This window comes from Kribbella sp. NPDC004875, from assembly GCF_042873375.1.
Lineage (GTDB): Bacteria > Actinomycetota > Actinomycetes > Propionibacteriales > Kribbellaceae > Kribbella.
The window spans coordinates 190,837-208,794 of the sequence record NZ_JBIALI010000009.1; the positions used below are offsets into that span (position 1 = coordinate 190,837).

The window sequence follows — 17,958 nt, forward strand, 5'->3', positions numbered from 1 at the left end:
GTCAGGGCAGGTCGAGACCGAAGCCCGGGCGGTCCGGGAGTACGACGTAGCCGTCCTCGAGCGTGTAGTCGCCGGTGCCGACGGTGTGGCCGGGGACACCCTCGATGATCGGGACGTTGCCGAGGCCGGCCGCCAGGTGAGCGGCGTACAAAGTCTTCAGGGGCAGGCCCCAGGCGTGCGGTGAGGCCTCGGACTTCAGCTCCGGCATCGTGCGGCGCCAGGCGGTGAGCCCGTGGCCGGTGACGTCCATCAGGGCGATGTCGACGAGGCCTTCGGCGGCCAGGCTGAGCACGTGCTCCTCGTCGGGGTCGTACTCGCCGTCCGCGACCTTCGGCCGGGTCGGCAGGGTGCGCAGGTGGTCGTGCAGTGCCTGCAGGTCCGGCCTGCGCTCCTGGAACGGCTCCTCGATCCAGTAGAGATCGCAGTCCGCGACGGCGTCGAGGTACTCGAACAGGCCGTTCACGGTGAAGCCGTCGTTGCCGTCGACAAGGATCCCGGCGTCGGGGTACAGCTCGCGCGCCAGCCGGGTCACCTCGATGTCGCGCCGCAGACCGGCCGCCGAGTCCATCCAGCGGTGGCCGCGCCCGATCTTCAGCTTGAAGTCGCGGAAGCCGAACGCGTGGTCCTGGGCGAGGTTCGCGCGGATCGCATCGAGCCCGCCGTCGAGGTCGTCGAAGTAGATCCCGCCGCTGTAGCAGCGCACCCGCGGCGAGCCGGCGGCGCCGAGCGTCGCGTACACCGGCACGTCGAGGATCCGCGCCGCGAGATCGTGGAGCGCGTAGTCGAGGAACATCGCCGTCTGGTCGACCACTCCCCGATCCGGGTCGATCAGGTCGGCCAGTCGCCGGCCGATGAGCGATCCGGGATCCCCGTGGGACAAGGGCAGCCCCCATCCGGTCGCACCGCGGTCGGTCTCGATCACGTAGACCGTGGTCGTCCCGCCGTTGCCGTGCGAGCCGAGGAACGAGTTCCGCCCGATCGTGCGGAGGTACTCGTACCGGATCTCCGTGGTGGTGATCGAGCTGATGAGATGGTTCGACAGCGTCACTGATAGACCCCAAGCAGTCGTCGGAAAGCGGGTGGCTTACTCAGTACGTCGGTGTTGTCCACGAACTGGTCGATCGCGCCGACCAGCCCGAAACTCTGCAGCTGTGGATCCGTTACGGTCGCCAGGCACGCCTCCGCGAACCGCTCGGACTGGAGCACCATCGCCGGCCGGTCGAAGTACGGACGCGTGGACGGCTCCACCTCGGTGGTGATCCCCAGTGCGTTGTGCCGGTCCGCCATCAGCTCGTACGCCGACACCAGCGCCTTCTCGCGCTCCCCGAAGTCACCGGCGCCGACCGCATCGCTCAGCGCCTGGTCCAGACCGTCGGGATGGCCCAGCCGCGCGAACGCAGTACCGAGCCATTTGGTGTACGGCGCGTAGGTCCGCGACTGCAGGAGGGCGAGTCGCATCAGGTCGCGCACCAGTCGGGCGGTGACGATCCGGGACCCGAGTTCGTCGCCCACTTCATGCGTGCGCTGCACGAACGCCTCCTCCTGCGCGATCCGTGTCCACTGACAGGCCAGCGTCCACCGCCAGATCTGGTCCGGGTACCACGCCAGCGCCTCGCGCACCGGTGCGAGTCGTCCGTCGTCGGCGTACACCCGTCCGGTCACCACGCCGAGGATCTGCTGCTGCGGCGTCACCAGCCAGTCCGTGGTGCCGATCCCCTGGGACGCGTCGAACCCGAGCTGTCCGCGTAGCCAGTCACCCAGCGTCGCGATCGTCACGTGGTGCTCGACGTCCTGCCCCGACCAACCGAACCGGACCGGTACACCGCCGTACTCGTCAGGCAGCGCCGACTCCACTCGCGCGCGAACCGGCTCCACCTCGTGCGCGTCGACCAGTACGACGATCCGCGGTCCCCACCCATGGTCCGTCGACCGCGCCGTGTCGTACCCGAGCACGTCCGAGCCCCAGCCCAGAAGACCAGCTGCGTGACTGGTTCGGCCGAGCGCCGGCGCGATCACTGCGGTGTAGAAACCCGCCACCAGCTCCTGCGCACTGACGAACTCCGGCATGCGCTTCATCCTCTCATCCATCGGTCGAGCACGCCGGGAGTTTTCGCGACACTAGAGTGACCGCGTGACCTCGCATGTGGTGTGGGACTGGAACGGGACGCTGCTGAACGACAACCACGCGGTGCTCGCGGCAGTCAACGAGGTGTGCGCCGGGTTCGGTCGCGCGGACCTGACGTGGGGCGAGTGGCAGGCGGCGTACGCGCGGCCGATGCGGGTGTCCTACGAGCAGATCCTCGAACGCACGCTCAACGAAGAAGAGTGGGCGCAGGTCGACAAGCTCTACCACGAGCGGTACGACGCGATCCTGCACACCTGCGAGCTCGCCACCGGCGCCCACGACGTACTGCGGGCCTGCACCGACAGCGGTCGCACCCAATCGCTGCTGTCCATGTGGTTCCACGCCCGGCTGACTCCGACCGTCGAGCACTACGGACTCACGTCGTACTTCACGCGGGTCGACGGACTGCCCGGCGACGTCGGTGGTGGGTCGAAGGCCGAGAGCCTGCTCCGTCATCTCGAGGCGCAGCGGCTCGACCCGGCGAGCGTCGTACTGATCGGTGACGTTGTCGACGACGCGCAGGCTGCGCAGGCCGCTGGCACCCGGTGCGTGCTCGTGTCGACCGGTGCGATGACTGTGGCGGCTCTGGAGGCCACAGGCGCGCCGGTGACCGGTTCCATCGCCGATGCGTTGCAACTGCTCGACACGTGACCCCGTGGGCCCCAGTGTGCGGGCCCGTGCTTCTCCCTGGTGTGAGCCACCCGCCCTCGGCGGGACGGTGGTGTCACACAGCAGAACGGACCAGGGAGGCACCTGATGAAGCAGTACCACGGCCCGGTGGTGGTCTTGCTCGAAGACGACGGCCACGACACGTTGGAGTGGGCCGCCGCCGAGGCAGCCACCCGCGGCGCCGAGCTGCGCATCGTGTACGCGTTCCGCTGGCAGCACCTGCTGGACGCTGCGGGCAACCTGGCTGTGGACCTTCGGATCCGCGAGGCCGCCGAGGCGGTCGTCAACGCTGCCATCGAGCATGTGCAAGGGATCTTCCCGAGCCTGCGGATGTCCTCCACGGTCTTTCCCGGCCGCCGGCTCACCGCGCTGCTGAACGAGGCGAAGGAGGCGACCGGCGCACTGATCGTCATCGGCCACGGCCGGCGGTTCGAGCGGACGCTGGCTCGGCGCCTGGCCCGCCGTACGACGGCCTCGCTCGCCGTCGTCGGCCTGACCTCGGACCGCGCGGCCGGACCGTCGATCGGACGGGTGGTCGTGGCGGTCGACGGCAAGGGACCGTCGGACGCGCTCGGCTTCGCATTCGGCGCGGCCCGGCGGCGGGGTACTGGTCTGACCATCCTGCAGACCGGATCTGGCGAGGACCGGGTGGCCGCGTGGCAGACGGCGTACCCGGAGGTCGATGTACGGCGGAGCGCGGTCAGCGGGACCGTGGCGAGTGCCGTGCTGGCGGAATCCGCCGCGGCGGCGCTGACCGTGCTGACCGCCGACCGCGGCTGGCTGCAGCACGCCGGCGACGACTCCGCGACCGTCCTCCGCCTCGCCCGCGGACCCGTCGTACTGGTCTGACCAGTCCCACCGCACCTCGTCCACTGGTCTGACCAGTGCGCATCAGCTTCGCCTACTGGTCCGACCAGTGGATTCTGGGCGGCGCCGTTTAGGCTGGCCCGCGTGGGGATGGCAGATCGAGAGCTCCGTGGCCGCCGGCAGGAGACCGAAGTACTCAACGGGCTCATCGGCGAGGCACGGACCGGCACCAGCCGCGTGCTGTTGCTCCGGGGCGAAGCCGGAGTGGGCAAGTCGGCCTTGCTCGACACCCTGGTCACCGGCGCCGACGGCGTCCGCGTCGCGCGGACGGCCGGCATCGAGTCCGAGATGGAGCTCGCGTACGCCGGTCTCCACCAGCTCTGCCAGCCGTTCCTCGACCACCTCGACCGGCTGCCACCACCGCAACAAGGCGCGCTCGGTACGGCGTTCGGCCTGGTCAGTGGACCGGCACCGGACAAGTTCCTGATCGGTCTCGCGGTCCTGAACCTGCTTGCCGACGCGGCCGGCGACCAGCCGGTGCTGTGCGTCATCGACGACGCGCAGTGGCTGGACCTGATGTCCGCCCGCATCCTCGCGTTCGTCGCCCGGCGGCTGGCAGGCGAGTCCGTGGTGATGGTGCTCGCGGTCCGGGACGGTATCGACCACGAGTTCACCGGACTCACCGAGCTGGAGATCCACGGTCTCGACGACACCGACGCGCGCGCCCTGCTGGAGTCGGTGCTGCCCGGCCCGATCGACCCGCGGGTCCGCGACCGGATCGTGGCCGAGACCCGCGGCAACCCCCTGGCGTTGCTGGAACTCCCCCGCGCCTGGACCGCCGCCGAACTCGCCGACGGCCTCACCGCGGGCACTCTGGTCAGCCGAATCGAAGACGGGTTCGTACGGCGCCTCGAAGTACTGCCTGCGGACACCCGCCTGCTCCTGCTCACCGCGGCCGCCGAGCCGCTCGGTGATCCGACACTCCTGTGGCGCGCGGCCGAGCAGCTCGATCTGGGCGCGGACCCGGCGGCCGGAGCGATCGAATCCGGGCTGATCACCTTCGGCCGGCACATCCGGTTCCGGCACCCGCTGGTGCGATCCGCGGCGTACCGGATGGCGACGGCGCAGCAACGGCAGGCCGTGCACCAGGCGCTCGCCGAGGTGACCGATCCCGAGGCCGATCCCGACCGTCGCGCGTGGCACCGGGCACAGGCGACCACGACTCCGAACGAAGACGTCGCCGCCGAGCTCGAGCGATCAGCCGAGCGGGCGCGGGCGCGTGGTGGGTTCTACGCGGCCGCGACCTTCCTGGAGCGGTCGGCCGCACTGACCATCGATCCAGCTCGCCGGGCCGACCGGGTGTTGGCCGCGGCGGCAGCGAAGCGCAGCGCGGGCGCCCTCGACGCGGCGCTCGACCTGCTCGGCGGAGCGGCTGCCGGCCCATCGGATCCGATCCGGGAGGCCGAGATCACCCGGCTCCGCGGCGAGATCGCCTTCGACAGCGGGCACGCGGCCGAAGCCGCCGCGACTCTGCTCCAGGCCGCCCAGCAACTCGAACCACACGACCATGAGCAGGCCCGCCTGACGCACCTCGAGGCGATGTCCGCGGCGATCTGGGCCAGCGGCCCCGAGACGGCAGGCCTCCTGGGCACCGCAGCCGCCGCGGCGCCCGCCCCGGCACCGTCGGACCCACCGGGCGACGCGCTGCTGCAGGCACTCGCACTCCGTTTCACCAGCGGGTACGTCGCCGCGGCGCCGCACCTGGTGAAGGCACTCGCCGAAGCGCAGCAGAGCGCCGACAAGGCCGAGGACGTCCGCGGCTGGCTGTGGCTGGCCGGCAACCGCGCCAGCGGGATCGTCGCGATCGACGTCTGGGATCTCGACGCGGCGCTCGAACTGGCCGCCCGTCAGGAACGGGTCGCGCGCGAATCGGGCGCGCTCGTGCAGCTCCAGTTCGCGCTGAACTTCCGGGCCAATGTGGTGTCGATGACCGGCGACCTGGCAGCAACCGCGGCGTACGTCGACGAGGAGCGCCGGATCGCCGCCGCGACCGGGAACCGGCTGCTCGGCATCGGCTGGATGCAACTCGCGGCCCTGCGCGGGAACGACGCCGAGGCCACGGAGGCGATCGATGCGATGGTCCGCGAGGCCCGCGCACAGAACCAGGGCCGGATGATCGCGATCGCGACGTACACGAGCGCACTGCTGAACAACGGCCTCGGCCGGTACGAGGCCGCGCGGGACGCGGCGTCGCAGGTGGTCGAGCAGGACGTGGTCGCATACAGCGTCCTCGCGATCGGCGAACTGGCCGAGGCGGCCTCGCGGACCGGCGACACGTTGCTGGTCGGGACCGCGCTGGCCTGGCTGAACGAGCGGGTCGACGCCGTACCGACCGACTGGGGTCGTGGCCTCGAGGCGCGCGCCCGGGCATTGCTGACCAACGACGAGGACGCGTACCGCGCCTCGATCGAGCACCTCAGCCGGACCGGTCTGCGCATCGAACTGGCCCGTTCCGAGCTGCTGTACGGCGAGTGGCTGCGCCGGGAGGGCCGTCGTCAGGACGCGCGCGAACATCTCCGGATCGCCCACGACCAACTGGCCGCGATGGGTGCCGAGGGCTTCGCCGAGCGCGCCCGCCACGAGCTACTGGCCACCGGCGAGACCGTCCGCAAGCGGACGCCCGAGACGACCAACGACCTGACCGCGCAGGAGGCCCAGATCGCCGGGCTGGCCCGCGACGGCCTGACCAACCCGGAGATCGCCGCGCAGCTGTTCATCAGCCCCCGCACGGTCGAGTGGCACCTACGGAAGACCTTCGCCAAGCTCGGCATCACGTCCCGCCGCCAACTCCGGACCGCTCTCCCCCGCTGACGGCCACTGGTCTAGAAGTGGTCGAGCCGGGGTTGGCTGCGGTCCTCCGTCGCGACCAGGACGTCGAGCAGCATCTCCTGCAACCGCAGGCGCTCAACCGCATGGCCCGCGTCGTCCCAGAGGTTGTCGAGCTCCAGCGGATCCGTCGCCAGGTCGTACAACTCCCCGCTCCGCTCGCGATCCGTCGCCGGCAGACCGTGGTACACCACCATCTTCCACTGCCCGGTCCGCAGCATCGTCGTGTGCACGGCGGGATCGTAGGGATGCCCACTGTTCCGGTACTCGCACAGTGCCCAGCCACGCCCCACCGCACCGGCCTCACCACGAGCCAACGGCAACAGACTCTGCCCCTGACCGCGCGGCAGCGCCGGCGCTCCAGCAGCCTCCAGGAAGGTCGGCGCAAGATCGATCCACTGCACCAGCTCGGTACGCCGCTCCCCCGCCGGCAGCTGTCCGGGCCAGCGCACGACCAACGGCACCCGGACCGCGCAGTCGTACATCATCGGCCCCTTCAGCATCAACTGGTGGTCGCCGAGCATCTCCCCGTGGTCGCTGGTGAACACCACGATCGTGTTGTCCGCGAGGCCTTCCGCTTCGAGCGCGGCCAGGATCCGTCCGACCTCGTCGTCGACCAGGGTGACCATCGCCCAGTACGCCGCCTTGACGTCCTGCAGCTCGTCCTCGCTGTAGGACAGGTAGCCGCGCGCGTGGCCGCCGTACGACTCCTTCGACGCCTCGGTCAGGATCGCCGGCTTGCTCTCCAGCTCGCCTTCGCGGGTCACCGGGCGCGGCAGGTTCGCGGCCCGGTACCGCTCGAGGTACTCCTTCGGCGCGCCGAAGCCGTGGTGCGGGTCGAAGAAGTTCGCGACGAAGCAGAACGGCTTGTCCTTGTCCCGTGAGTCGCGCAGGTAGTCGATGGTCTCGTTCCCGATCCACCGGCTGTAGTGCGCCTCGGTCGGCAGGTTGTCGAACCCGGGCCCGCCGGGCTCGACCGCCTGCGCGTAGAGCTCGGGGTACGCCGTCTTGAGCCACCGGTGGTACTGGTTCTCGGACGAGCCCGGGTACGGGTCGTGTGCCCAGCGGAACACCCGGAACCCGTCGTCGTGCCGTGGCTCCAGCCGGCCGCCCTTGCACGCCGACAGGTGCAACTTGCCGACAAGGCCACAGTCGTAGCCCTCGTCGGCCAGCGTCCTGGTGAAGAACTGCTCGTGGTCGGGCAGCTGCACGCCGTTCGCCCAGAGACCGTGCGCATGCGGGTACCGCGAGGTCATCAGCGAGGCCCGCGACGGCGAGCAGACGGGATTCTGTACGTAACAGTTCTCGAACAGCACGCCGTCCGCGGCGAGCCGGTCCAGGTTCGGGGTCTGCACATGGTCGTTGCCATAAGCACCGAGCGTGTCGTAGCGCTGCTGGTCGGTGCAGATCAGAAGGATGTTCGGGCGTTCACTCATGACTTGACGGCTCCTGCGATTCCCTCGACGAAGTAGCGTTGCAGTACGACGAACAGTGCGACCACCGGCAGCAGCGAGATCGACGCGGCCGCGGCCATCCCGGACCAGTCTGTCGAGTTCTCCCCGACGAACGCCAGCATGCCGACGCTCAGGGTCCGGAGGTCCGGCCGCGAGAAGCTGAACACCAGTGGCAGGAAGAACGCGTTCCAGGTGCCCAGGAACGTGAGCAGCGTGACGGTCGCGGTGACCGGGTTGGCCAGCGGCAGCATGATCCGGCCGAAGATGCTGAGGAACCCGGCACCATCGATCACCGCCGACTCCTCGAGCTCCCGCGGCAGCTGCCGGAAGTACCCGAGATACAGCAGCACCGACGCCACGTGGGCCCCGCCGGACAGCGCCAGCACCATGCCGGTCAGCGAGTTCAGCAGCCCGAGCCGCTGCGAGATCTCGACCACCGGGATGATCGTGTACCCGGTCGGCACGAACAGCGTGCCGATCAGGATCCCCATCACGATCTTCCGGCCGAAGAACTGGTGCCGGGCCAACACGTATCCGGCCATCGCACACCGCAGTACGACGAGCACGACCGTCGTCACCGTGACGACGACGGTGTTGAACAGGTACTGGCCGAAGCCGGCGTCACTCCACGCGCGCCCGTAGTTCCCCCACTGGGCGTGCTTCGGGACCAGCGAAAGGCCGGACGTGAAGACCTCCAGCGGATCCTTCAGCGAGGCGCCGATCATCCACAGGAACGGGTAGATCCAGAGCAACCCACCGATCCCGATCACGACCGCCGCGCCCCACCACGGCAGGCGTCGCAGGATCCGCGCCGAGCTCCAGCGGTTCCGCCGGGCAGCGACATCAACCGTCGTCCGCACGGCCTCGCCCGAGGCAGTCATACCGCGTTCCTTGTCTTCCGGGCCGCGCGGATCCCGAGCAGCTGGAGCGCGCCGAGCAACCCGACGAACAGGCCGAAGATGACCGCGGCCGCCGAGGCGAAGCCCAGCTCGGGAACCGTGGCCGCGAACGCCCAGCGGTAGATGTAGATCTCGACCACCTCGGTGGCGTAGAACGGGCCGCCGTTGGTCATCGTGAGCATCAGGTCGAAGACCTTCAACGTGCTCTCCAGGGTCAGCAGCGTGATGATCACCGCGAACGGCTTCAGCAGCGGCAGCGTGACGTGCCGTAGCAGGCCCCACGGTCCGGCACCGTCGATCGCCGCGGCCTCGTACACCTCGTCCGGCACGGTCTGCAGGGCCGCGAGCCAGTAGATCAGCGTGACCCCGAACCACTTCCAGATGTACACCCCGACCACGGTCCACAGCGCGGTCTTCGGGTCGCCGAGGAAGTTGATGCCGTCCGCAACGACACCGAGTTTGCGCAGTACCACGTTCACCGGGCCGGACGCCGGGTCGAAGACGAACTGCATGACCACGCCGACGATCGCCGTCGTGGTCACCACCGGGAGGAAGAACGCGGTCCGGAACAGCGTCCGCATCGGCAGCTTCGGCGAGTTCAGCACCAGCGCCAGCAGCAGCGTGAGCAGGACCTTCACCGGCACCACGGCGACCATGAACAGCACCGTGATCCTGAACGAGTTCCAGAACAGCGGATCGTGGAGAACGGCCTTGTAGTTGGCCAGTCCCACCCAGGTCTTGGCCGAGTCGAATCCGTTCCACTCGACGAACGAGTACCAGTAGCTGGCCAGCACCGGGTAGACGGTGTAGGCGCCGTACAGGATGACGGTCGGGGTGAGGAACAGCCAGATCCAGAGCCGGTTGCGGGCCATTCTCACGAGGTCTTGTACTTGTCGCGGCCATAGTCCTGGCCTGGTGTCCAGTTCGAGAACTTCCAGTCGTCGGCGCTGACCTTGACGCCCTTCGCGGCGACCGCCTTGATCGCGCGCTCGCGCTCCGCGGTCAGCTTCTGGTCGTACTCCGTCAGCGCCTTGCGCGCGTCCGGCAGCTGACCGGACAGCACGCCCTGCACGATCCCGCCCAGGTCGGGCTCGACCTGCTTCATGGTCGCGATCACCTCGCTGACCCCGGGGTTGCGGACCTGCGGCGCAGGCTGCAACTTGATCTGCTTCCCGAACAGCTCGGCCGCCTTCTTGTACGTCGGGTGCACGTTCGCCTTGTTCACCAGGGCCAGGTCGACCGGCATCCCGTCCATCTGCTCGGTCTCGGCGAGCATCACCTCTTCGGTGGTGAAGATCTTCAGCAGCTTCGCGACCAGTTCCGGCTCCTCGGATGTCGCCGCGGCGACGTAGTCACCGGCCTTCGGCGGCGCGTAGACGATCAGTGGCCGCCCAGCCTCGGCGGTCGGCATCGACGTGACGCCGACCTTGTCCAGGAAGACCTTGAACTGGTCGTTGATCACCCCGATGTTCCAGGGGCCGTCGAAGAACAGCCCGGCCACGCCGGTCGACCAGCGCGCCCGCGCCGTCCGCGCGTCCAGGGACGACGAGGCCGGGAAGATCAGCCCGTCCTTCTTCAGCGAGGCGAGGAAGTCGATCGCGTGCACGTACGGATCGGTCCCGTACGCATACGCGCCGGTGCGCGGGTCGGTGGCACCCGCGCCGCCGGCCGCCATCGCCAGGTCACTGACGTGCTCGCCGAGCCGCTGGGCGAACTGCAGCGGCGCGATCCAGCCGGAGATCCCGTCGCCGCCGGAGGACTTGATCTTGGCCGCCGCGGACCGGAACCCGTCCCAGGTCGCGAGGTCCCGCTCCGGGTCGAGCCCGGCCTTCTCGGCTAGTTCCACGTTGTACCACGTAAGTGTCCCGTACTGCCGGTAGTTCACCATCGGCAGCGAGTACAGCTTGTCGTCGAAGTGCGTGAAGCCGTTCAGGAACGCGTCGGCGGGCATCGCCGACAGGTCGTCCTTGGTCAGCTGGATCGGCGCGATCCAGCCGTCCTTGCGCAGCCGGGCCTGCGGCAGCTTGACGCCGGCCGTGGTGAACACATCCGGCAACTGCTTGCTGCCGAACGCCAGCTGCAGGGCCTGGCCCTGCTGGTTCGGGTTGTAAACCGTGTACTGCACAACGGCTCCGCCGGACTTCTGGAAGTCCGCGAACAGTTTCTTGTGCAGGTCCTCGCGCGGCTGGAAGTGGTCCCAGACGCGCAGCGTCTTGCCACCGGCGGTCTGTCCACCACCGCTCGGTGCGGTGCTGCAGGCACTCGCGACGAGCGCGCCGAGCGCGCCACCGGCCGATGCGCCCAGGAACCTTCGCCTGCTGATCATGACTCCTCCTCGGGGAGCTGTACCGAGATCGTGGTACAGCGTTGTATCAAGAATCTGGGCGCTGTGTATAGTCCTCGCGAGGGAGGTGCCGATGGCCGCAACACTCAGCGATGTCGCCGCGCGGGCCGGAGTGTCGATCAAGACGGTGTCGAACGTCGTCAACGGCACCGGCCGGGTCGGCGCCGCGACCAAGGAGCGGGTCGAGCGGGTCATCGAGGAGCTCGGCTACCGCCCGAACGTCTCGGCCCGGAACCTGCGGCACGGGCGGTCCGGCGTGATCGCCCTCGCCGTACCGGAGATCGGCAACGCGTATTTCGCGGAGCTGGCCGAGCTGGTCGTCAAGGCCGCCGAGGGCTACGGCTGGACCGTCCTGGTCGACCAGACCGCGGCCGATCCCGACCGTGAACGCCTCGTCCTGCAAGGGATCCGGTCGCATCTGATCGACGGGCTGTTGTTCGTCCCGAGCCGCCTGACCGCCGACGACTTCGCCGCCCGCACCGACACCACCCCGATGGTCCTCCTCGGTGAGCGGCTGACCCGGGTCGCGGACCGGGTGGCGATCGACAGCTACGCCGCCGGCCGTGCCGCCACCGAGCACCTGATCGACCTCGGACGCAAGCGGATCGCCTCGATCGGCGCCGCCCCGAGCGGCGACGCCGTCTCCCGCGGTCGTTACGAGGGGTACTACGACGCGCTGGTGGCCGCCGGCATCCGGCCGTCCGCCCGGCTGGTCATGCCGTTGCGCCGCTGGCGTCAGGAGAAGGGCGTCGAGGCGATCGAGCGGCTGCTGGCGCTCAGCAAGCCGCCGGACGCGGTGTTCTGTTCGAACGACCTGCTCGCGCACGGCGCGCTCCGGGCGCTGTACGACCACGGCGTCCGGGTGCCGGAGGACATCGCCGTGGTCGGGATCGACGACATCGCCGAGAACCGTTACACGCGCCCCAGCCTGACGTCGATCGCGCCGGACAAGCGGCACATCGCCGAGACCGCCGTCGGGCTGCTCGCCGACCGGTTGAAGGGCAGCTTCTCGTCCGCGCCCCGGGAGTTCATCGCCGGCTTCCACCTGGAGGTCCGGGAGAGCACGGGTGGCTGACACGCGCACCGGGGCGCCGCGGGACATCGTCTTGGTGATGACCGACCAGCAACGCGCCGACCTCACCGCCCGCGAAGGATTCCCGCTCGACTGCACCCCCGCGCTCGACCAGCTGGCGACGACCGGCCGATGGTTCGACCGCGCCTACACGACGACACCGCTCTGCGTGCCGGCCCGGATCAGCCTGCTCACCGGGCGGTTCCCCACCGCGCACGGAGTCCTCGGCAACAGCGGGTACGACGACCCGTCCCGCGGCCCCGACCTCATCGACGTACTCGGCACGGCCGGCTTCCGTACGGCGCTGGTAGGCAAGAACCACTCGCACCTGACACCCGATCGGCTCGACCACTGGGTCGAGTTCAGCCACTTCGGGCGCGTGCCCGCGACGGCAGCGACCGGCACCGACCGCGAGTTCGACGACTGGCTCCGCGCGAACCCCGGGACGACGACCACGCCCACGCCGTACCCGCTCGAGAACCAGCTGCCGGTCCGGATCGTCGACGAGGCGATCGGCTGGCTGGACTCTGCAGGCCCGGACGACCGCTCGTTCCTCTGGCTGTCGATCCCGGAACCGCATGTGCCCTACCAGGTCCCCGAGCCGTACTTCCCCGACCCGGACTCGGTCCCGCCCGCGGCGACCACGATCGACGCGCTCGCGGACCGCGACTTCAGCTGGCGGTACGCCGGTCGGCTCGCAACGCTGAGCGGTGAAGCCGACATCGTGGATCGTGCCCGTGCGAACTACGTCGGCATGCTCAGGCTCGTCGACGACCAACTGGCGCGCCTGATCGCGCATCTCGAGCAGACAGGTCGGCTCGAGACGACGCTGATCGTGCACGTGGCCGACCACGGCGACTTCGCCGGCGAGTACGGCCTGATGCGCAAAGGCCCCGGGCTACCCGAGGTCCTCGCCCGGATCCCGATGCTCTTCCACGGTCCCGGCGTACGCCCCGATCCCCTGCCGAGCCCCGCGCACGTCTCGATCGCCGACGTGCTGCCGACGATCTGCGAACTCGTGGACCAGCCCGTCCCGCAGGGCGTCCAAGGCCGCAGCCTGATGCCGCTGCTCGCGGACCCACACGTCGGCGGCTTCCCGAGCGTGTACGCCGAGCAGGGGTACGGCGATCCGCTCGACGAACGCCAGCTCGGCGACCGCACCCCCGGCATCCGCGAGACGCCTTCCGGCCGGCTCGCCGTCGACACCGTCAACGAGGTCACCCAGGCCGGCAGGCGCCGGATGATCCGCGCGGGCCGGTGGAAGCTGCTCAGCCACGACGAGGGTCCGACGCAACTGTTCGACCTGGACGCCGACCCGTACGAGCTGCACGACCTGGCCGGCCGGCCAGCGCATGCCGGCGTACTCCGGAAGCTTCAACGAGAACTGCAGCGTTGGCTCACCTGCGTCGAAGGTTGACGAACGTACTGGTCGTCGCGGTGATCGCCTGCTCGGTCGGCAGCCGCTCCATGGACGACGCGCCGTAGAACCCGTCGATCTCCGGACACAACTCGAGGATGCGCTGGACGTCCGGCGGCTCGGCGATCGGGCCGCCGTGGCACAGCACGAACACGTCCGGCCGAACCTCCCGAGCGGCCCTGGTCCACTCGTTGATCAGTACGGCGCAGTCCTCCAGCGATCGCGCCGTACCCGCGCCGATCGAACCACCGGTGGTCAGGCCGAGATGGCAGACGATCACGTCCGCGCCCGCCTCCGTCATCGCGGTGGCGTCCGCGGCGGAGAAGACGTACGGCGTGGTGAGCAGGTCGAGTTCGTGCGCGGTGGCGATCATCGCGACCTCCTCGGCGTACCCCATCCCGGTTTCCTCCAGGTTGGCCCGGAAGTTCCCGTCGATCAGGCCGACGGTCGGGAAGTTCTGCACGCCGGAGAAGCCGAGCTCGATCAGCCGGCGGAGGTACTGCGTCGGCTGGTAGAACGGATCGGTGCCGTTCACCCCGGCGAGCACCGGCGTGTGCTTGACGACCGGCAGCACCTCGCGACCCATGTCGACGACGATGTCGTTCGCGTTGCCGTAGGCAAGCAGACCGGCGAGCGACCCGCGGCCGGCCATCCGGTACCGGCCGGAGTTGTAGATCACGATCAGGTCGATCCCGCCGGCCTCCTCGCACTTCGCCGACAGGCCGGTGCCGGCACCGCCGCCGACGATCAGCTCGCCGGCCAGGCGCTTGGCCCGCAGCCGTTCCAGGATGGCGTCCCGTTCCATCAGCTCTCCTTCGTCAGATAGGCGTGCAACCGGTCCGCGGCGGCGTTCGCGAACGCCTCGTCGTTGATCGCCGCGTCCACCTCCACCAATTCGACCACCGACCGGTCGACAGTCTCCCGGATCGCGTCGAACAGCGCCGCGTCCGCCACCGGATCGTGGAAGACCCCACCCGCGACCGCGATCGCCGAGATCCCCCGCAGCGGCAGCAGCAGTGCGACGGGCCCGGTCGCGCCGTTCAACCGGGTCGCGAGGCGGCGGCCTAGCTCGGTGCACTCCTGCGGGGTGGTACGCATCAGCGTGACGGTCGGGTTGTGGACGAAGAGGTTCCGGTCGCGGAACTTCTCCGGGACGGTGTCCATCGGGCCGAAGTTCACCATGTCCAGCGCCCCGACCGACACCACCTGCGGGATCCCGGCTCGTCCGGCGGCCGTCAACCGGGAGGCGCCCGCCGAGAACACTCCCCCGACCAGCTCGTCGGCCAGCTCCGTCGTGGTGAGATCGAGGACACCCGCCAGCTGAGTCGAGGCCAGCGACTCCAGGGTGCGACCGCCGACTCCGGTCATGTGGAAGACGAGTACCTCGTAGCCCAGGTCCGACAGCCGGGCCCGGGCGGTGTCGACCGCCGGCGTGGTCACCCCGAACATGCTTGCTGCCAGCAACGGCTTGTCGTTGGCGGTCGGGACCGGCTCCGCGAGCACCATGCCGGCGACCGCGGCGGCCGCGTTCGCGAGGATCCGCGCCGACAACCGGTTCACGCCGGCGACGTCCACCACGCTCGGCATCAGCACGAGATCGGTCTCCCGGACGTACGCCGACGTGTCGCCGGACGCCGCGGTCGACACGATCACCTTCGGTACGCCGAGTGGCAGTTCGCGGAACGCGGCAGCGGCGATCGACGTACCGCCGGTGCCGCCCAACGCGAGTGCGCCGTCGCAGCGGCCCTCGGCGCGCAATCGCCGTACGACGGCTGTCGCGCCGGCGGCCATCGCGGTCACCGCCGCGCCACGATCACCGGCCTCTCGCAGGTCCGCGAGGTCAGCGGATGCTGCGGCCGCCACCTCGGCACGGTTGACGTCGGCGGTCATCGTCGGTGACCCGAGAACCCCGGCGTCAACGACAACGACAGTCAGACCGGCCCCGACCAGGCGATCGCGGACGAACGCGTACTCGGAGCCCTTGGTGTCCAGGGTTCCGAGGAGCACCACGGTCGGCATGTCACTCACCCACCGTCTGCCGGTCCGGCGCCGAGAACGAGATGACGAAGATCGCCTCGTCGTTCCCGACGTTCCGGGCGTTGTGCAGCGCTCCGGACGGGATGCTGATCGTGTCCCCGGGACCCATCTGCACCTTGTCCCCGTCGACGGTGTGCTCGATCGTGCCCTGCAGCACGTGCAGCACCTCGTCGCAGTTCGGGTGGTAGTGGCGCGGGTTCTGCTCGCCCGGCCGGATATAGCAGCGGCCGACGGTCATCGTGCCGGAGTTGCCGAGGGCACCGGAGACCATCCACTCCAGCCGCCCCCACGTCTGGTCCTCCACCGTCACCGCGTCGGCGGGGGTCACCCGGCTCTTCTCTCCCATGTCAGCTCCCTAGCGTGGCCGATTCACCGGCGGGCAGCCGGCGATACAGCTCGTACAGTTCGATGATCTCCCGGACGTCACCGAGCGTGCCCTTCTCGACCGGCTTCCCGGCCAGCACGTGCTCGCAGAAGTGCACGACCTCGGGCACGTACCCGAGGTAGAACAGGTTCTTGTTGTAGAGCTGCCCGAGCGAGAACTCGGGCTCCCACCGCAGCGGCGCCACCGCGTCGTCGGTGACGAACGACGCCGAACGCCCGTACCCGAGGTCGGCCCCGGGCCGGTAGTAGGTGATCCGTACGCCGTTGTCCACGACGACGTTGGCGCCGTCGCCGATCACCTCGACGCGCTCGAGCGGCGCCCCGTTCGCGGACCCCGCGGCCAGGTGCAACGTCCCGACGGCGCCGGACTCGAACAGCAGGCTCGACACGCTCGCTCCGGTCCGCGGCTCCCACTCGTAGCTCAGCCGGCGGACCGGTCCCATCAGGTGGGTGAGGATCGCTGCCGGGTGGAAGATGTGGTCGAGGAACCCGATCATCTGCACGTCGTCCGACCGTAGATCAGGCGCCGGCAGCGACTGCGGGTACCGCACCGAGATCGACGACGCGGCGCCGAACTCCGGCGTACCCATGATCGCCTTCACCTTCTCCATGGCCGGCGTGAAGATCTTCTTCAGCCCGGTCATCACCTGTCGGCCGGTCTCGTCCGCGGCCGCCTGCAGCCGGTCGAGCTGTTCGAGCCCCGCCGCGGTCGGCTTCTCCATCCACACGTGTGCTCCCGCGCGCAGACAGTCCTCGGCGAGCGCGGTCGCCTGCACATCGCCCTCGGCCGTGTACGACGTCACGATGAACACCGCATCCGGTTGCTCGGTCGCCAGCATCTCGCGATGGTCGTCGTACGCCGCCGCGGCACCGAACCGCTGCGCATACGTCTCGGCTCGGTCGAGGTGTACGTCGCAGACCGCCACCAGATCGACCGGGGCGTACTGGAAGGTGGGATACACGTTGCGGTACGAGTGCCCGCCCGCGCCGATGAAGGCGACACGCAGACGCTCGGTGTACTCGAACTGATAGGTCACGGTCATCGCAGGGCTCCTGCCACGAGGCCACGGGTGAACGAACGCTGCAAGACGACGTACACCAGGATGGACGGGATCATCGCCAGCACGATGCCGGCGAACAACGCACCTGAGTCGGAGCTGTACTGCCCCTGGAACTGCACCAGGCCGAGCGGAATCGTCCGCTTCTCCTGGCTGAACAGCAGCAACAGCGCGAGCTGGTACTCGTTCCACGCGCCGAGGAAACTGAACACCCCGACCGCGAGTACGGCGGGTTTCGCCAGCGGCAGCATCACGCTCCGGAAGATCCGCCAGTCCCCGGCACCGTCGACGCGAGCCGACTCGATCAGCTCGTTCGGCAGATCGCGGAAGAAGTTGCGGGCGATGAACACACCTAGCGGTACCCCACCGGCGACCAGGATCAACCCCAGGCCGACCCGGCTGTCGACCAGCGACATCTCGCGCAACTGGTAGAACGTCGGCACCATGATCGCCTCACCGGGCAGCGTCATGACGAGCAGGTAGGCGTAGAAGATGCCGTTGCTCCGGCCACTCGTCAGCTTGCCGAACGCGTAACCGGCCGGGCAGGTCACCAGCACGGTCAGCGCGGTGACGGCGATCGCGATCACCGCGCTGTTCACGAAGTACGTGCTGAAGGCGCCGCTCGTCCAGACCGTGCGGAAGTTCTCCCACCGCCAGTGCAACGGCAGGCCGAGCGGGTCGCCGAAGATCTCGGTGTCGTTCTTGAAGGCGCTGAACAAGGCCCACAGCACCGGGACCATCGTCGCGCCGGCGATCAGCGCGACCAGGACCACGAGACCGTGGTGCCAGCGGGTGACGGTACGCAC

The 17,958-nt window shown here is 69.4% G+C and carries 16 protein-coding genes; 5 read left to right on the plus strand and 11 right to left on the minus strand.

Translation table 11 applies throughout. The features are described 5' to 3' along the window. Position 1: 1 nt before the first annotated feature. The gene (locus ACFYRH_RS38790; protein ID WP_387785476.1) at positions 2 to 1,048 is read right to left on the minus strand and encodes an enolase C-terminal domain-like protein; all 1,047 of its coding nucleotides are present in this window, start codon (positions 1,046 to 1,048) and stop codon (positions 2 to 4) included. Further along, positions 1,045 to 2,076 carry a DUF4037 domain-containing protein gene (locus ACFYRH_RS38795; protein WP_387785478.1) on the minus strand — a complete coding sequence of 344 codons (1,032 nt, stop codon included), beginning with the start codon at positions 2,074 to 2,076 and terminating at the stop codon, positions 1,045 to 1,047. Before ACFYRH_RS38795 ends, ACFYRH_RS38790 begins: the two co-directional genes overlap by 4 nt. Positions 2,077 to 2,131: 55 nt before the next feature. Between ACFYRH_RS38795 and ACFYRH_RS38800 the strand changes: the two genes are divergently transcribed. The 3 genes from ACFYRH_RS38800 (at position 2,132) to ACFYRH_RS38810 (ending at position 6,472) form a co-directional block, all read left to right on the plus strand. Next, positions 2,132 to 2,776: an HAD family hydrolase gene (locus tag ACFYRH_RS38800; RefSeq protein ID WP_387785481.1), complete on the plus strand. Its 645-nt coding sequence runs from the start codon at positions 2,132 to 2,134 to the stop codon at positions 2,774 to 2,776. Positions 2,777 to 2,881: 105 nt separating this feature from the next. Then, positions 2,882 to 3,643 carry a hypothetical protein gene (locus ACFYRH_RS38805; RefSeq protein WP_387785482.1) on the plus strand — a complete coding sequence of 254 codons (762 nt, stop codon included), beginning with the start codon at positions 2,882 to 2,884 and terminating at the stop codon, positions 3,641 to 3,643. A 108-nt stretch (positions 3,644 to 3,751) separates the two neighbouring features. After that, positions 3,752 to 6,472, plus strand: a complete 2,721-nt coding sequence (locus ACFYRH_RS38810; protein ID WP_387785560.1) for an ATP-binding protein — start codon at positions 3,752 to 3,754, stop codon at positions 6,470 to 6,472. A gap of 11 nt (positions 6,473 to 6,483) precedes the next feature. Here the strand turns inward: ACFYRH_RS38810 and ACFYRH_RS38815 are convergent, their stop codons facing one another. The 4 genes from ACFYRH_RS38815 to ACFYRH_RS38830 are packed head-to-tail and all read right to left on the minus strand — an operon-like array spanning position 6,484 to position 11,166. Further along, positions 6,484 to 7,923, minus strand: a complete 1,440-nt coding sequence (locus ACFYRH_RS38815; protein WP_387785484.1) for a sulfatase — start codon at positions 7,921 to 7,923, stop codon at positions 6,484 to 6,486. Next, positions 7,920 to 8,822, minus strand: a complete 903-nt coding sequence (locus ACFYRH_RS38820) for a carbohydrate ABC transporter permease (protein WP_387785487.1) — start codon at positions 8,820 to 8,822, stop codon at positions 7,920 to 7,922. The genes ACFYRH_RS38815 and ACFYRH_RS38820 overlap by 4 nt, the downstream gene beginning before the upstream one ends. Beyond that, a complete protein-coding gene (locus tag ACFYRH_RS38825) occupies positions 8,819 to 9,712 on the minus strand; it encodes a carbohydrate ABC transporter permease (RefSeq protein WP_387785489.1) in 894 nt (297 codons plus the stop codon). The genes ACFYRH_RS38820 and ACFYRH_RS38825 overlap by 4 nt, the downstream gene beginning before the upstream one ends. 2 nt (positions 9,713 to 9,714) lie before the next feature. Then, positions 9,715 to 11,166, minus strand: coding sequence for an ABC transporter substrate-binding protein (locus ACFYRH_RS38830; protein WP_387785492.1), 1,452 nt, complete (start codon positions 11,164 to 11,166; stop codon positions 9,715 to 9,717). Positions 11,167 to 11,257: 91 nt separating this feature from the next. On the opposite strand from ACFYRH_RS38830, the gene ACFYRH_RS38835 reads away from it, so the two are divergent. Continuing rightward, the gene (locus ACFYRH_RS38835) at positions 11,258 to 12,259 is read left to right on the plus strand and encodes a LacI family DNA-binding transcriptional regulator (protein WP_387785495.1); all 1,002 of its coding nucleotides are present in this window, start codon (positions 11,258 to 11,260) and stop codon (positions 12,257 to 12,259) included. Next, positions 12,252 to 13,673 (plus strand): sulfatase, encoded by a 1,422-nt coding sequence (locus tag ACFYRH_RS38840; RefSeq protein WP_387785497.1) that lies wholly within the window; start codon positions 12,252 to 12,254, stop codon positions 13,671 to 13,673. Before ACFYRH_RS38835 ends, ACFYRH_RS38840 begins: the two co-directional genes overlap by 8 nt. On the opposite strand, the gene ACFYRH_RS38845 is transcribed toward ACFYRH_RS38840, so the two are convergent. From ACFYRH_RS38845 to ACFYRH_RS38865, 5 genes are read right to left on the minus strand one after another with little or no spacing between them, the layout of a single operon-like run. Continuing rightward, positions 13,654 to 14,478: a phosphoenolpyruvate hydrolase family protein gene (locus ACFYRH_RS38845; RefSeq protein WP_387785499.1), complete on the minus strand. Its 825-nt coding sequence runs from the start codon at positions 14,476 to 14,478 to the stop codon at positions 13,654 to 13,656. The genes ACFYRH_RS38840 and ACFYRH_RS38845 overlap by 20 nt on opposite strands. Continuing rightward, the gene (locus ACFYRH_RS38850) at positions 14,478 to 15,692 is read right to left on the minus strand and encodes a Tm-1-like ATP-binding domain-containing protein (RefSeq protein ID WP_387785501.1); all 1,215 of its coding nucleotides are present in this window, start codon (positions 15,690 to 15,692) and stop codon (positions 14,478 to 14,480) included. The genes ACFYRH_RS38845 and ACFYRH_RS38850 overlap by 1 nt, the downstream gene beginning before the upstream one ends. A 1-nt stretch (position 15,693) precedes the next feature. Beyond that, the gene (locus tag ACFYRH_RS38855) at positions 15,694 to 16,056 is read right to left on the minus strand and encodes a cupin domain-containing protein (protein WP_387785503.1); all 363 of its coding nucleotides are present in this window, start codon (positions 16,054 to 16,056) and stop codon (positions 15,694 to 15,696) included. A 1-nt stretch (position 16,057) separates the two neighbouring features. Continuing rightward, positions 16,058 to 17,137, minus strand: coding sequence for a Gfo/Idh/MocA family protein (locus tag ACFYRH_RS38860; protein WP_387785506.1), 1,080 nt, complete (start codon positions 17,135 to 17,137; stop codon positions 16,058 to 16,060). Further along, entirely contained in the window at positions 17,134 to 17,958 is an 825-nt protein-coding gene (locus ACFYRH_RS38865) for a carbohydrate ABC transporter permease (protein WP_387785507.1), read from the minus strand. The genes ACFYRH_RS38860 and ACFYRH_RS38865 overlap by 4 nt, the downstream gene beginning before the upstream one ends.

Excerpts from the sequence above, each read along its gene's own strand:
- ACFYRH_RS38810 (WP_387785560.1), top strand. The coding sequence starts at position 3,752 with ATGGCAGATCGAGAGCTCCGTGGCCGCCGGCAGGAGACCGAAGTACTC.
- ACFYRH_RS38835 (WP_387785495.1), top strand. The coding sequence starts at position 11,258 with ATGGCCGCAACACTCAGCGATGTCGCCGCGCGGGCCGGAGTGTCGATC.
- ACFYRH_RS38825 (WP_387785489.1), bottom strand. The coding sequence starts at position 9,712 with ATGGCCCGCAACCGGCTCTGGATCTGGCTGTTCCTCACCCCGACCGTC.
- ACFYRH_RS38845 (WP_387785499.1), bottom strand. The coding sequence starts at position 14,478 with ATGGAACGGGACGCCATCCTGGAACGGCTGCGGGCCAAGCGCCTGGCC.
- ACFYRH_RS38830 (WP_387785492.1), bottom strand. The coding sequence starts at position 11,166 with ATGATCAGCAGGCGAAGGTTCCTGGGCGCATCGGCCGGTGGCGCGCTC.
- ACFYRH_RS38815 (WP_387785484.1), bottom strand. The coding sequence starts at position 7,923 with ATGAGTGAACGCCCGAACATCCTTCTGATCTGCACCGACCAGCAGCGC.
- ACFYRH_RS38860 (WP_387785506.1), bottom strand. The coding sequence starts at position 17,137 with ATGACCGTGACCTATCAGTTCGAGTACACCGAGCGTCTGCGTGTCGCC.
- ACFYRH_RS38850 (WP_387785501.1), bottom strand. The coding sequence starts at position 15,692 with ATGCCGACCGTGGTGCTCCTCGGAACCCTGGACACCAAGGGCTCCGAG.
- ACFYRH_RS38805 (WP_387785482.1), top strand. The coding sequence starts at position 2,882 with ATGAAGCAGTACCACGGCCCGGTGGTGGTCTTGCTCGAAGACGACGGC.
- ACFYRH_RS38795 (WP_387785478.1), bottom strand. The coding sequence starts at position 2,076 with ATGAAGCGCATGCCGGAGTTCGTCAGTGCGCAGGAGCTGGTGGCGGGT.
- ACFYRH_RS38855 (WP_387785503.1), bottom strand. The coding sequence starts at position 16,056 with ATGGGAGAGAAGAGCCGGGTGACCCCCGCCGACGCGGTGACGGTGGAG.
- ACFYRH_RS38820 (WP_387785487.1), bottom strand. The coding sequence starts at position 8,822 with ATGACTGCCTCGGGCGAGGCCGTGCGGACGACGGTTGATGTCGCTGCC.